Origin of the sequence: Streptomyces silvae, from assembly GCF_016745505.1 — a bacterium.
Taxonomy (GTDB): Bacteria; Actinomycetota; Actinomycetes; order Streptomycetales; family Streptomycetaceae; genus Streptomyces; species Streptomyces silvae.
In genome coordinates this window covers 39,271-51,744 of sequence record NZ_JAERUC010000005.1, presented here as the reverse complement: position 1 = coordinate 51,744, position 12,474 = coordinate 39,271, and the positions used below count along the sequence as shown (strand labels likewise).

Genomic DNA, 12,474 nt, shown 5'->3' with positions numbered 1-12,474 from the left:
ACAAGGGCAAGATCATGGACGGCTGGGAGACCCGCCGCCGGCGCGGTACGGGCGCTGCCGAACCGCACCCCACCGACGAGGACCACGACTGGGCCCTCGTACGCCTCGGCGCCCCCGGTGTGGTGCGCGGGCTGATCGTCGACACCGCGCACTTCCGGGGCAACTACCCGCAGTCGGTCTCCGTCGAGGCGACCTCGCTGCCGGGCTCCCCGTCCCCCGAGGACCTCCTCGCGCCCGACGTGAAGTGGACGACCCTCGTCCCCCGTACGGCCGTCGGCGGCCACGCGGCCAACGGCTTCGCCGTCGACGCCGAGCAGCGCTTCACCCACCTCCGGATCAACCAGCACCCCGACGGAGGCATAGCCCGCCTGCGCGTGCACGGAGAGGTGGCGCCCGACCCGGCGTGGCTGACCGCCCTCGGTACGTTCGACCTGGTGGCCCTGGAGAACGGCGGCCAGGTCGAGGACGCCTCCGACCGCTTCTACTCCCCGGCGACCAACACCATCGCGCCGGGCCGCTCCCGGAAGATGGACGACGGCTGGGAGACCCGCCGCCGGCGCGACAAGGGCAACGACTGGATCCGCTACCGCCTCGTGGAGCAGTCCGAGATCCGGGCCGTCGAGATCGACACCGCCTACCTCAAGGGCAACGCGGCGGGCTGGGCGGAGATCTCGGTCCGTGACGGCGAGGACGGCGAGCCGACACCGCTCCTGCCCCGCACCCGTCTCCAGCCCGACACGAACCACCGCTTCGTCCTGCCGGAGCCCGTGCGCGGCACACACGTCAGGATCGACATCTTCCCGGACGGCGGGATCTCCCGGCTGCGGCTCTTCGGATCGCTGACCGAGGAGGGAGCGGCGCGCCTGGCGGCCCGTCACGAGGCGCTGGGCGGATAGCTGTGCGGGTGTGCCGGTTCCTGTCCGGTCTGTGAGGATATGGGACCCTGGTCGGGACGCCGCCGTCCCGACCAGGAGTCGCCATGATCTTCATCGTCGTCAAGTTCACCGTGCGCACCGCCGAGCGGGACAACTGGCTCCCGGCCGTGGAGGACTTCACCCTCGCCACCCGCCAGGAGCCGGGCAACCTCTTCTTCGACTGGTCCTACAGCGTCGAGAACCCGGACGAGTTCGTCCTGCTGGAGGCGTTCGCCTCGCCGGAGGCGGGCGAGGCCCATGTGAACTCCGAGCACTTCAAGGCGGCGATCGACACCATGTCCGAGCTCGTCACCGAGGTCCCGGAGATCATCAACGTCGAGGTGCCCGGGGACGACTGGTCCCGGATGGCGGAGGTCACCCCCCGCAACCGGTGATCCGCGAAGGCGCCTGACCGGGCGCCGCCGTCAGAACGCAGAACGCAGAACGCAGAACGCAGAACTCAGAACTCCTCGTGCGTATCGGGGTCCCCGCCGAAGCGGTGCGGCGGCCGGGCCCCGATCCTGTCCAGCTCCTGCTGGGCCAGCGTGAATCCGAACAGGTCCAGATTCTCGCGCTGCCGTCCCGGATCGGCGGACTTCGGGATCGGCACCGCGCCCAGCTGGGTGTGCCACCGCAGCACGACCTGGCCCGGCGTCACCCCGTGCGCCTCGGCCGCGGCGACCACCTCCGGCGCTTCGAGCACCTGGCGCCCCCGGGCCAGCGGGCTCCAGCTCTCCGTGACGATGCCCTTCTCCGCGTGCACCGCCCGCAGCTCCTCCTGAGGGAGCAGCGGATGCATCTCGATCTGGTTCACCACGGGCAGCACGCCCGTCTCCCGCTCCAGCCGGTCCAGGTGCTCCGCGGTGAAGTTGGAGACGCCGATGGAGCGCACGAGACCGTCCTCGCGGAGCTTGATCATGGCCTTCCAGGTGTCGACGTACTTGTCCACCCGGGGCAGCGGCCAGTGGATCAGGTAGAGGTCTACGTACTCCAGGCCCAGATTGCCGCGCGACTCCTCGAAGGAGGCCAGCGTCTCCTCGTAGCCGTGGTGGCGGCCCGGCACCTTGGTCGTCACGAAGACGTCCTGCCGCGGCACGCCGGAGCGGGCGATCCCCCGGCCGGTGCCGGTCTCGTTGCCGTAGTTCAGGGCGGTGTCCACGAGCCGGTAGCCCTGCCGCAGCGCACCGGCGACGGCCTCCTCGGCCGCGTCGTCGTCGAGCGGCCAGGTGCCGAGGCCCACCGCGGGGATGGTGCTGCCGTCGTGGAGGTTGCGGACCGGGGGCGGTGTCTGGCTCATGGTCTCCCATTTCGTTCGCGTAAGGGGTGTCCTCGTATTCCCTGGCGGGCGCACCAGGGGATACGGGACAGCCCGTACCGTCCCCGCCAGCGTAGGACGGGCCGTCGGCCGCGGCGCTCTCAGCAGAGGTCGTTGTGCCACTCACCGTCCTCCCGGACCCAGGAGGTCCGCTCGTCGTACTGGGGCTCGCCGACGCCGTAGGTCACCTGTGCGCCGTCGCCCTGGACGCGGTCCACGGACAGCCGCTGCAGGGTGTACGTCCTGTCGAGCTGCTCGGCGGTCTGCGCGGCGCGGTTCATGAGCTCGTCGAGGTCCTCCCGCGACCACTCCTTCCGGCAGCGCGTGGAGAGCAGTGCGTAGGCGGCGGCCGTGTCGGGGGCGTAGTAGGCCTTCACGTACGCGCGCACGGACGACTCCAGCGGTGCCGTGTCCACCGGTGCGGAGGAGGAAGCGGTGGCGCGGGGTGTGGCCGGCGCGGCTCCGGGCGTCCCGTCCGATCCCTGGGTGCAGGCGCTCAGTGAGGCCAGGGCGGCCAGGGCGACCGGTGCGACGAGTGTGCGGAGGCCGGTGCGAGTGGTGTGTGTGGTGCGCATGCACCCTTCTGTATCGAAGATCCGTACGAGATGCGGGGGGTGTGCTCGATCTGTGACGTCGGACGCCTGACGCGGGCGTGCCGGCGCCGGGTCTCGCCGGGCGCACCGATGAGTTCCGCCCGAAAGTGGGGTCGGAACAAGTGGACATCCGCAAGCACGGGCAGCCGGGCACGGCCGGGCGGCAAGGCGAAGGAGCAGGATCATGGCGAGGCTGACGCTCAACACGTTCGTGACCCTCGACGGCGTGATGCAGGCACCGGGAGGCACGACCGAGGACACCAGCGGCGGGTTCGAGTGCGGCGGCTGGCAGGTGCCCTTCGGGGACGAGGACATGGGGAACTTCATCACCGAGGTCTTCGACCGGTCGGGCGCCTTTCTCCTCGGACGGCGTACGTATGAGATCTTCGCCGGCTACTGGCCCCGGGTCACCGACCCCGAGGACCCGGTGGCCGGGCGGCTCAACACCCTGCCCAAGCACGTCGTCTCCACCACGCTGACCGACCCGGAGTGGGAGAACACCACGGTGATCTCCGGCGATGTGCCGGCCGAGGTCGCCCGGCTCAAGGAGCGGACGGCGGAGGGCGAGCTGCAGATCCACGGCAGTGGCACGCTGGCCCGGTCCCTCCTGGCGCACGACCTGATCGACGAGATCAACCTGTACATCCACCCGGTCTACCTGGGAAGCGGCAGGCGGCTCTTCGAGGAGGGCGGGCAGCCGACGGCGTTCGAGCTGACCGGCGCCCGCACCACCGGGAGCGGCATCGCGATCCACACCTACCGGCCGGCGGGACGCGCGCGGTTCGGGGACTACGACCTGCCGGGGGCCTGAGATCCCGGGCCGGCGGGACTCCCGGACACGCCCTACGGCCGTCCCGGCACCGGCGGCAGCCTGGAGCCGTCGGTGGCGGCGGAGTGCAGCCGCCCCAGGATGGCCCGCGCCGCCTTGGTGTACCCGGGGTTGTTGTTGTGCAGGACGGACTCCGCGTTGGCCAGCTCCATGAAGGCGATGAGCTCGAAGGCCAGCTGCGAGACGTCCGTGTCCGCGGCGAGTTCACCCCGGACCCTGGCCTCCTCGATGGTCTCCTCCACGAAGGTGACCCACCCCGTCTGGGTGGAGGCCAGCGCGTCGTGGACCTTGCCCTCGCGGGAGTCGAACTCGGCGATCGTCGCGTAGAAGAAGCAACCGCCGCTGAACACCCGGCGCTGCGAGTAGGAGAGCCAGCTCTCGCACATCCGCCATACGCGCCCCAGTCCGGGCGGGGCCGCCCTGGTCGGGGTGAGCACATGTTCGACGAAGACGGTCACGGCGGCGCGCACGGTGGCGAGCTGAAGCTCCTCCTTGGAGCCGAAGAGGGCGAACACACCGCTCTTGCTCAGCTTCAGCTCCGTGGCCAGCCGGCCGAGCGACAGACCCTCCAGCCCCTCGGTCGAGGCGACGTGGACCGCGCGCCCCAGCACCAGCTGCCTGGTCTGGTTTCCCCGCTCGACCCGTCCGTCCAGCCGCGCTCCACCCATGTGCCCAACTCCGTGTGTCCGAGCGTCCCAAGACCGACATTCTAGGAGGAGGCGGCACGGCCGCAGGGCCTCTTCGACCCCGGACGACCCCTGCGAACAGGTGGCCGAGTCACTCCGCGGACAGAGCTTCCCGAGGGGCCGGCCGTTTCGGTACGGTGATCGCTCCCCGTGCGAGCCGGTGAGGTCTCCACACGTCCCCGCTGTGGAGAACCAGGAGGACCCGGTGTCCGCTGCCGTCCTGCCCGCCGTCGCCCCGCCCCGCCCCGCCTGGGTCACCGACCTGCCGCTCCTGCTCGTCGCCGCCGTCTGGGGCGCCAGCTACCTCGCGGCCAAGGGCATCACCACCACGCACACCGTGATCGCGGTCCTCGTGCTCCGCTTCGTGATCGTGCTGCCCGCGCTGGCCGTCGCCGGGTGGCGCGGACTGCGGGCCCTGAGCGCCGCCCAGTGGCGGGGCGCGGGCCTGCTGGGGCTCGTACTCGGCGGGATCTTCCTGCTGGAGACGTACGGCGTCGTGCACACCTCGGCGACCAACGCGGGGCTCATCATCAGTCTCACCATGGTCTTCACCCCGCTGGCCGAGGCCGCCGTGACCCGGGTCAGGCCGCCGGCCGCCTTCCTGGCGGCGGCGGGCCTCTCCGTCACCGGAGTGGTGCTGCTGACCCAGGGCGCCGGCTTCACCAGCCCCTCGGCGGGCGACCTCCTGATGCTGCTCGCGGCCCTCGCGCGTACGGTCCACGTCCTGGCGATGGCCCGCATCAAGGCCGTCCAGGACGCCGACTCGCTCTCCCTGACCACCGTGCAGCTCGGCAGCGCGGTCGCCGTCTTCGCCGTACTGGCCGCAGCTCCCGGCACCGGTGCCGCGCCCTGGACGGTGGCCGCGGACTTCGGCGCCGCCGAGTGGGCGGGGCTGCTCTTCCTGTCCGTGTTCTGCACGCTGTTCGCGTTCTTCGTACAGATGTGGTCGGTACGCCGCACCTCGCCGTCCCGGGTCAGCCTGCTGCTCGGCACGGAGCCGCTCTGGGCCGCCGCCGTCGGCATCGCGATCGGCGGCGAGCGCCTCGGCGCAGCGGGAGCGGTGGGCGCCGTACTCGTGCTGGCGGGCACCGCGTGGGGGCGGCGCCGCGCCGACGTCACGCCTTGATGGAGTCCGCCGCGACCATCAGCGCCCCTCCCGTCACGACCAGCACGATGTTGACGAACAGCCCGTAGTCGTCGAGGAAGCGGAGCCTCGCCACCACCGTCCACAGCCGGAACCAGCCCGTCCACTCGTACAGCAGCCCGGCGACGCCCTGCACGAACACGATGAACCCGGCCGTCTCCACGAATTTCTTCATGGCCCCCAGCCTGGAGCGGGCGGCCCCTGGCCCGCGTCGGCCACCGGTCTGCGGGGCACCGACGGAAGTATCGGATCGTGCGACTTCGGTATCGCTCCCGTCCCGCCGGGCCCGGCGGCGCCTCCCGGCTGCGTACGTTTGTCGACATGACCCGTACGGAATACCCCTGGCTCCTGCCCTCGGCGCTGGCCTCGCACGAGCAGCCCGGCCGCCCGGGCCGGCCGCGCCGGACCGTGCGGGACTGGATCGTCGACCTCACGCTCTTCCTCTGCGCCGCCGGGGTCGGGATGGCCGTACTCGCCGCCATCGAGGCCGACCGCACCACCCCCGAGGGCGTCGTGATCGCCGACTCGCTGCTCGGGGCGGCCGCCTGCTGTGCCCTCTGGGTCCGGCGCCGCTGGCCCGTCACGGTCGCCGCGGTCCTCACCGTGCTCAGCGTGGTGGAGCCGGTCGCGTCCGGGGCGATGCTGATCGCCCTGTTCAGCCTGGCGGTGCACCGCCCCTTCCGACCGGTGGCCGTCGTCGGCGCGGTCGCCCTGGCCGCCGCCCCCGCACAGCCGCTGCTGCGCCCTGACCCGGCCACCTCCTTCATGGCGTCCACGATCATCGGGGTGCTGCTGGTCCTGCTGGTGCTCAGCTGGGGCATGGTCGTACGGTCCCGGCGGCAGCTGGTCGTCACCCTGCGCGAACGCGCGCGCCGGGCGGAGGCCGAGGCCGCGCTCCGCGCCGAACAGGCCCAGCGGCTGGCACGGGAGGCCATCGCCCGGGAGATGCACGACGTCCTCGCCCACCGGCTGACCCTGCTCAGCGTCCACGCGGGCGCCCTCGAATTCCGGCCCGACGCACCCCCGGCCGAGGTCGCCAGGGCCGCCGGAGTCATCCGGGACAGCGCCCACGAGGCCCTCCAGGACCTCCGCGAGATCATCGGCGTACTGCGCGGCCCCGGTGACAGCGACGAGGGCAACAGGCCCCAGCCCACCCTCGTCACCCTGGACGCCCTGATCGACGAGTCCCGCTCGGCCGGGATGGAGGTCACCCTCTCCCACCGCGTCGCCGACCCGGCCGGGGCGCCCGCGGCCACCGGACGCACGGTCTACCGCATCGCCCAGGAGGCGCTGACCAACGCCCGTAAGCACGCGCCCGGAGCGCCCGTCGACGTCACCGTGGCCGGCGGACCGGGCGAGGGGCTGACCATCGAGGTCGACAACCCCGCCCCCGCCGGACCCTTCGAGCCGGTCCCCGGTTCCGGCCAGGGGCTCATCGGGCTCACCGAACGCGCCGCCCTGGCCGGCGGCAGCCTGGACCACGGACCGCGGCCCGACGGCGGTTTCACGGTCAAGGCCCGGCTACCGTGGCCCGCATGAGTACTCCCACGTCCCCGGAGTCACCCCCACCGGTCCGGCTGGCCGTCGTCGACGACGACCCGCTCGTCCGGGCCGGTCTGGCCCTGATGCTCGGCGGCGCCGACCGCATCGAGCTCGTGGGGGAGGGCGCCGACGGCACCGAGGCCGTCGCCCTCGTCGACCGTACGCACCCCGACGTCGTGCTCATGGACATCCGCATGCCGGGCATGGACGGGCTGGCCGCGACCGAGGAGCTCCGGCGCCGGCCCGGCGCCCCCGAGGTCATCGTCCTCACCACGTTCCACGCCGACGAGCAGGTGCTGCGCGCCATCCGCGCGGGAGCGGCCGGCTTCGTCCTCAAGGACACCCCGCCCGCGCAGATCGTCGAGGCGGTGCTGCGCGTCGCGGCCGGTGAGCCCGTCCTCTCGCCCGCCGTCACCCGCAGGCTCATGGCCCGCGCGGCCGGCGCTCCGGCGGACGACCGCCAGGACCGCAGGACACGCGCCCGGCAGCGCTTCGCCGAACTGGCCGAGCGCGAGCAGGACGTGGCCTCGGCCGTCGGGCGGGGCAGCTCCAACGCCGAGATCGCCGCGGCGCTCCACCTGAGCGTCGCCACCGTGAAGACGCACGTGTCCCGCATCCTCGCCAGGCTCGACCTCAACAACCGTGTCCAGATCGCCCTGTTGGTGCACGACGCGGGTCTCCTCCATGAGGACGAGGACGGGGCACGGGACGGCCGCCTACGCTGAACCGGTCAGACCGGAAGAGGGGGCGGGACGATGTCAGTGGTCGATCTGCGCGGGGCGGCGGACTTCAGCGCCGATCCGTATCCGTACTACGCGAAGATGCGCGCCGAGGGGCCGGTCCACCAGGTCCGCACCGACGACTTCGAGCGGATCTGGATGGTCGTCGGTTACGAGGAGGCCCGCGCGGCCCTCGCCGACCAGCGGTTCAGCAAGGACTGGCGGACGACGGAGCGCTTCTCCGCGTCCAGCAACCCGATCAACGCCAACATGCTGGAGATGGACGCCCCGCACCACACCCGGCTGCGCAAGCTCGTCGCCCGCGAGTTCACCGCCCGGCGGATCGAGGCGCTGCGCCCGCGCGTCGAGCAGATCACCGGCGACCTCCTGGACGCGATGGTGCCCGCCGGGAGCGCCGATCTCGTCGACGCGTTCGCCTTCCCGCTGCCGATGACCGTGATCTGCGAGCTCCTCGGCGTACCCGACATCGACCGGGACGCCTTCCGGCTGCTGTCCAACGCCATCGTCACGCCCGTCTCGCCGGAGAAGGAGAACGAGGCGGTCCACGCGATGGGCGCCTACCTGGACACGCTGGTCGAGGACAAGCGCCGCGCACCGGGCGACGACCTGATGAGCGCCCTGATCCAGGCGCACGACGACGACGGTGACCGCCTGTCGACGGACGAGCTGATCGGCATGGCCTTCCTGCTCCTGGTGGCCGGGCACGAGACGACCGTGAACCTGATCGCCAACGGTGTACGCGCCCTGCTCGACCACCCGGACCAGCTGGCCCTGCTCCGCGCCCGGCCGGAGCTGATCGACAACGCGGTCGAGGAGATGCTCCGCTACGACGGTCCGGTCGGGACGGCGACGTTCCGCTTCTCCCGTGAACCCGTCACGATCGGCGAGGTCGTCATCCCGCAAGGGGAGGCGGTGCTGGTCGCCCTCGGCTCGGGGGACCGGGACCCCGGCCGCTACCCGGACCCGGACACCTTCGACATCCGGCGCGAGGCGCAGGGGCATCTGGCCTTCGGACACGGCATCCACTTCTGTCTGGGCGCCCCGCTGGCCCGGATGGAGGGCCGCATCGCGATCCGCGCGCTGCTGGAGCGCTGCCCCGCACTCGTGCGCGACCCGGACGGCGGGGAGCCCGACTGGCTTCCCGGACTGCTGCTCCGGGGCGTCCGCCACCTTCCGGTGCGCTGGTGAGGTGGGATGGCGTCCATGACTGAACTCTCCCTCGAATCGGCCCAGCAGGTCCTCGACGCCCAGCCGTTCAGCCGGCTCGTGGGCGCGCGGATCACGGAGTTCGGGAAGGGCGCGGCCGTCCTCGACATCGACGTACGCGAGGAACTGACCCAGCAGAACGGCTTCCTGCACGGCGGGGTGCTGTCCTACGCGGCCGACAACGCGCTGACCTTCGCCGCCGGGACGACGCTCGGGGCGGCCGTCCTGACCGGCGGCTTCTCCATCCAGTACGTCCGCCCGGCGAGCGGCCGTACCCTGAGCGCCCGCGCCGAGGTGGTGCACACCGGCCGCAGGCAGGCCGTCGTGCGCTGCGATCTGTACACGGTGGACGACGAGGGGGCTCGCACGCTGTGCGCGGTGGCGCAGGGGACCGTCCTCTCCGCCCGCCCGGCCTGAAGGGACCCACGGTGACCACGGAAGCTCTGTTCGACCTCGGCGCACTCGGCGACGACTTCATCCGCGACCCGTATCCCGTCTACGCGCGCTTACGTGCCCGCGGCCCGGTGCACCGGGTGCGCATCCCGGAGGGTGCGGAGGCGTGGCTCGTCGTCGGGTACGAGGCGGGGAGAGCCCTCCTCGCCGATCAGCGGCTCTCCAAGGACTGGGGCAACGCGTCGCCCTCGCTGGGGGTGCGCAAGGTGTCCGTGGGCACGTCCATGCTGGGCAGCGACGCCCCGGTCCACACCCGGCTGCGCAAGCTCGTGGCCCGGGAGTTCACCCCCGGACGGATGGCGCGGCTCGCGCCACGCGTCCAGGAGATGACGGACGCGCTCCTCGACGCCATGACCGACGGGCCCGTCCGGAGCGCCGACCTGGTCACGGCGCTGTCGGTCCCGCTGCCGATGGCCGTCATCTGCGAACTGCTGGGGGTGCCGTCCCTGGACCGGCCGGCCTTCCGTGAGTGGTCCGACGCCGCTGTCTCGTCCCTCGACGCCGAGGCGCGCGGCCGGGCGAAGGCCGCCATGACCGCGTACCTCACCGGGCTGATCGCGGAGAAGCGCGAGACGCACGGGGACGACCTGATGAGCGCGCTGATCCGTACGTCGGACGACGGCGACCAGCTCTCCGGCGACGAACTCATCGGCATGGCCTGGCTGCTGCTCGTCGCCGGGCACGAGACCACGGTCAACCTGATCTCCAACGGCGTCCTGAGCCTGCTGACCCACCCCGGACAACTGGCAGCCCTGCGGGCCGACTTCGGCCTCATCGACAACGCGGTCGAGGAGACCCTCCGCTACGAGGGGCCCGTCGAGACCCCCACGTACCGCTTCACGACCGAGCCGCTCGACGTCGCGGGCACGGTGATCCCGGGCGGCGGCGAGCTCGTCCTGGTCGCGATGGCCGACTGCGACCGCGATCCCGCCCGCTACCCGGACGGCGACCGCTTCGACCTCACCCGGGACGCGCGCGGGCATGTGGCCTTCGGCCACGGCATCCACTACTGCCTGGGTGCGCCGCTGGCCCGCATCGAGGCCCGCGTCGCCATCCGGTCCCTTCTCGAACGCTGCCCGGGGCTGCGGCTCGACACGGACCCGGCCGAGCTGTCCTGGCGTACGGGCATGCTCATCCGGGGCCCGCTGAGCCTGCCGGTGGCCTGGTAGCGGGGCTCAGGCCTCGGCGATCTCCGTCATCCGCACGGGACGGTGCCGCTCGCGCGACCGCTCGCACGCCTCGGCGATGCGCAGCGCGTGCAGTGCCTCCCGGCCGTCGCACGGGTTGGCCGCCTCCCCGCGGACGACGGCGAGGAACGTGTCCAGCTCCGCCTCGTACGCCGGGGCGAAACGCTCCAGGAAGCCCTGCCACGGCTTGGCCGGCGCGGGCGGGCCCTGGGGTTCGGCGGAGGTGAGCGGCGTACGGTCGTCGAGGCCGACGGCGATCTGGTCCTGCTCGCCCGCCAGTTCCATCCGTACGTCGTAACCGGCGCCGTTGCACCGGGTGGCGGTCGCCGTGGCGAGCGTGCCGTCGTCCAGGGTCAGCAGCGCCGCCGCCGTGTCCACGTCACCGGCCGCCCGGAACATCGCGGGCCCCGCGTCGGACCCGGTGGCGTACACCTCGGTCACCTCACGGCCCGTCACCCAGCGCAGGATGTCGAAGTCGTGCACCAGGCAGTCCCTGAACAGGCCCCCGGAGAGCGGCAGATACGCGGCGGGCGGGGGAGCGGGGTCGGACGTCGTCGCCCGTACGGTGTGCAGCCGGCCCAGGGCGCCGCCGCGCACGGCGGTGCGCGCCGCCGCGTAACCGGCGTCGAACCGGCGCATGAAACCGAGCTGGAGCACACTGCCCGCCCGCTCGACCTCGCGCAGGGCCGCCAGGGTCCCCGCCAGGTCCAGTGCGATCGGCTTCTCGCAGAAGGCGGGCAGACCGGCCCGGGCCGCCCGGGCGATGAGCTCCGCGTGGGCCGAGGTGGCCGAGGTGATCACGACGGCGTCCACCCCCGCGCCGAGGACCTCGTCGGTGGTGGCGACGGCGGTGGCCCCGGTCAGCGTCGCGACCTGTGCGGCGCGGGAGGCGTCGGCGTCCGCCACCACCAGGGAGGAGACGGCGGGATGGTGTGCCAGGACGCCCGCGTGGAAGGAACCGATCCGGCCCGTGCCGATGAGTCCGATGCGCATGCACCCAACGTGCCGCCCACCCGGCGCACTGTCAACTATATGTCCTGACAAATCGAAGGGTGTGGCGCGGCGGTACGGGGTACGCTCCCTGCCGTGCCCAAACCCACCGCCGACTCCGCCGCCCTGGGGCTGGGCGTGGACCGCACCAGTCCCGTCCCGCTCTACCACCAGCTGGCCCAGCAGCTGGAGGCGGCCGTCGAGCAGGGGCGGCTCGCGCCCGGCAGCCTCCTCGGCAACGAACTGGAGCTCGCCGCGCGGCTCGGGCTCTCCCGTCCCACCGTGCGTCAGGCCATCCAGTCACTCGTCGACAAGGGGCTGATGGTGCGCCGGCGCGGTGTCGGCACCCAGGTCGTGCACAGCCGGATCAAGCGCCCGCTCGAACTCAGCAGCCTCTACGACGACCTGGAGACGGCCGGCCGGAAGCCGGCGACCCGGGTCCTGCGCAACACGGTCGAACCGGCGACGCCCGTGGTCGCGGCCGCGCTCGGCGTCGAGGAGGGCAGTGACGTCCATCTCGTCGAGCGGGTGCGGTACGCCCATGACGAACCGATGGCGGTCCTGCGCAACCACCTCCCGCCGGACCTGCTCGACCTCTCCACCGAGCGGCTGGAGTCGACCGGCCTGTACCGGATGATGCGCGGCTCGGGGATCACCCTGCACAGCGCCCGGCAGACCGTGGGCGCCCGCGCCGCCACCGCCGAGGAGGGCGGGCTGCTCGCGGAGCCCGCGGGGGCGCCGCTGCTGACCATGGAGCGCACCACGTTCGACGACGGCGGCCGGGCGGTCGAATTCGGTTCGCACGTCTACCGGGCCGCGCGGTACGCCTTCGAGTTCCAGCTGCTGGTCCGGCCCTGAGGCCCGGCCGGCGGCGT

15 protein-coding genes are annotated in these 12,474 nt (G+C 72.6%); 10 read left to right on the top strand and 5 right to left on the bottom strand.

What is annotated here, in order from left to right:
* On the top strand, positions 1-896 hold an 896-nt coding region (gene alc, locus JKV81_RS00975), incomplete at its 5' end, for an allantoicase (protein ID WP_202074724.1).
* A gap of 83 nt (positions 897-979) precedes the next feature.
* Positions 980-1,309, top strand: a complete 330-nt coding sequence (locus JKV81_RS00970; RefSeq protein WP_129266284.1) for a putative quinol monooxygenase — start codon at positions 980-982, stop codon at positions 1,307-1,309.
* A gap of 65 nt (positions 1,310-1,374) precedes the next feature.
* Here JKV81_RS00970 and JKV81_RS00965 read toward each other — a convergent pair whose 3' ends face one another.
* Positions 1,375-2,211, bottom strand: a complete 837-nt coding sequence (locus tag JKV81_RS00965; RefSeq protein WP_129266285.1) for an aldo/keto reductase — start codon at positions 2,209-2,211, stop codon at positions 1,375-1,377.
* A gap of 119 nt (positions 2,212-2,330) precedes the next feature.
* Positions 2,331-2,804, bottom strand: coding sequence for a hypothetical protein (locus JKV81_RS00960; protein ID WP_129266286.1), 474 nt, complete (start codon positions 2,802-2,804; stop codon positions 2,331-2,333).
* Positions 2,805-3,006: 202 nt separating this feature from the next.
* On the opposite strand from JKV81_RS00960, the gene JKV81_RS00955 reads away from it, so the two are divergent.
* The gene (locus tag JKV81_RS00955) at positions 3,007-3,633 is read left to right on the top strand and encodes a dihydrofolate reductase family protein (RefSeq protein ID WP_129266287.1); all 627 of its coding nucleotides are present in this window, start codon (positions 3,007-3,009) and stop codon (positions 3,631-3,633) included.
* A 32-nt stretch (positions 3,634-3,665) separates the two neighbouring features.
* Here the strand turns inward: JKV81_RS00955 and JKV81_RS00950 are convergent, their stop codons facing one another.
* Complete coding sequence (locus JKV81_RS00950; RefSeq protein ID WP_124275526.1) at positions 3,666-4,319, bottom strand: TetR/AcrR family transcriptional regulator; 654 nt, start codon at positions 4,317-4,319, stop codon at positions 3,666-3,668.
* Between the two features lie 223 nt (positions 4,320-4,542).
* Here JKV81_RS00950 and JKV81_RS00945 point away from each other — a divergent pair, with 223 nt between their 5' ends.
* On the top strand, positions 4,543-5,463 hold the full coding sequence (locus JKV81_RS00945; RefSeq protein WP_129266288.1) for a DMT family transporter: 921 nt from the start codon (positions 4,543-4,545) through the stop codon (positions 5,461-5,463).
* On the opposite strand, the gene JKV81_RS00940 is transcribed toward JKV81_RS00945, so the two are convergent.
* Positions 5,453-5,656, bottom strand: a complete 204-nt coding sequence (locus tag JKV81_RS00940; RefSeq protein WP_129266289.1) for a hypothetical protein — start codon at positions 5,654-5,656, stop codon at positions 5,453-5,455. The genes JKV81_RS00945 and JKV81_RS00940 overlap by 11 nt on opposite strands.
* Positions 5,657-5,802: 146 nt before the next feature.
* On the opposite strand from JKV81_RS00940, the gene JKV81_RS00935 reads away from it, so the two are divergent.
* Genes JKV81_RS00935 through JKV81_RS00915 form a run of 5 tightly spaced genes read left to right on the top strand, consistent with a single transcriptional unit; the run spans position 5,803 to position 10,591 of the window.
* The gene (locus JKV81_RS00935; RefSeq protein WP_129266290.1) at positions 5,803-7,020 is read left to right on the top strand and encodes a sensor histidine kinase; all 1,218 of its coding nucleotides are present in this window, start codon (positions 5,803-5,805) and stop codon (positions 7,018-7,020) included.
* Positions 7,017-7,748 carry a response regulator gene (locus JKV81_RS00930; protein WP_129266291.1) on the top strand — a complete coding sequence of 244 codons (732 nt, stop codon included), beginning with the start codon at positions 7,017-7,019 and terminating at the stop codon, positions 7,746-7,748. The genes JKV81_RS00935 and JKV81_RS00930 overlap by 4 nt, the downstream gene beginning before the upstream one ends.
* 30 nt (positions 7,749-7,778) lie before the next feature.
* Complete coding sequence (locus JKV81_RS00925; RefSeq protein ID WP_129266292.1) at positions 7,779-8,951, top strand: cytochrome P450 family protein; 1,173 nt, start codon at positions 7,779-7,781, stop codon at positions 8,949-8,951.
* 15 nt (positions 8,952-8,966) lie between these two features.
* The gene (locus JKV81_RS00920) at positions 8,967-9,386 is read left to right on the top strand and encodes a PaaI family thioesterase (RefSeq protein ID WP_129266293.1); all 420 of its coding nucleotides are present in this window, start codon (positions 8,967-8,969) and stop codon (positions 9,384-9,386) included.
* Between the two features lie 11 nt (positions 9,387-9,397).
* The gene (locus tag JKV81_RS00915) at positions 9,398-10,591 is read left to right on the top strand and encodes a cytochrome P450 family protein (protein WP_202074723.1); all 1,194 of its coding nucleotides are present in this window, start codon (positions 9,398-9,400) and stop codon (positions 10,589-10,591) included.
* A gap of 6 nt (positions 10,592-10,597) precedes the next feature.
* Here the strand turns inward: JKV81_RS00915 and JKV81_RS00910 are convergent, their stop codons facing one another.
* Positions 10,598-11,602 (bottom strand): Gfo/Idh/MocA family protein, encoded by a 1,005-nt coding sequence (locus tag JKV81_RS00910; protein ID WP_129266295.1) that lies wholly within the window; start codon positions 11,600-11,602, stop codon positions 10,598-10,600.
* A 93-nt stretch (positions 11,603-11,695) separates the two neighbouring features.
* Between JKV81_RS00910 and JKV81_RS00905 the strand changes: the two genes are divergently transcribed.
* Positions 11,696-12,457: a GntR family transcriptional regulator gene (locus JKV81_RS00905; protein ID WP_124275535.1), complete on the top strand. Its 762-nt coding sequence runs from the start codon at positions 11,696-11,698 to the stop codon at positions 12,455-12,457.
* The last annotated feature ends 17 nt before the right edge of the window (positions 12,458-12,474 follow it).

What these genes read in the sequence shown, in the direction of transcription:
- JKV81_RS00970 (WP_129266284.1), top strand. Translation starts at nt 980, where the DNA reads ATGATCTTCATCGTCGTCAAGTTCACCGTGCGCACCGCCGAGCGGGAC.
- JKV81_RS00965 (WP_129266285.1), bottom strand. Translation starts at nt 2,211, where the DNA reads ATGAGCCAGACACCGCCCCCGGTCCGCAACCTCCACGACGGCAGCACC.
- JKV81_RS00960 (WP_129266286.1), bottom strand. Translation starts at nt 2,804, where the DNA reads ATGCGCACCACACACACCACTCGCACCGGCCTCCGCACACTCGTCGCA.
- JKV81_RS00955 (WP_129266287.1), top strand. Translation starts at nt 3,007, where the DNA reads ATGGCGAGGCTGACGCTCAACACGTTCGTGACCCTCGACGGCGTGATG.
- JKV81_RS00950 (WP_124275526.1), bottom strand. Translation starts at nt 4,319, where the DNA reads ATGGGTGGAGCGCGGCTGGACGGACGGGTCGAGCGGGGAAACCAGACC.
- JKV81_RS00940 (WP_129266289.1), bottom strand. Translation starts at nt 5,656, where the DNA reads ATGAAGAAATTCGTGGAGACGGCCGGGTTCATCGTGTTCGTGCAGGGC.
- JKV81_RS00935 (WP_129266290.1), top strand. Translation starts at nt 5,803, where the DNA reads ATGACCCGTACGGAATACCCCTGGCTCCTGCCCTCGGCGCTGGCCTCG.
- JKV81_RS00930 (WP_129266291.1), top strand. Translation starts at nt 7,017, where the DNA reads ATGAGTACTCCCACGTCCCCGGAGTCACCCCCACCGGTCCGGCTGGCC.
- JKV81_RS00925 (WP_129266292.1), top strand. Translation starts at nt 7,779, where the DNA reads ATGTCAGTGGTCGATCTGCGCGGGGCGGCGGACTTCAGCGCCGATCCG.
- JKV81_RS00920 (WP_129266293.1), top strand. Translation starts at nt 8,967, where the DNA reads ATGACTGAACTCTCCCTCGAATCGGCCCAGCAGGTCCTCGACGCCCAG.
- JKV81_RS00910 (WP_129266295.1), bottom strand. Translation starts at nt 11,602, where the DNA reads ATGCGCATCGGACTCATCGGCACGGGCCGGATCGGTTCCTTCCACGCG.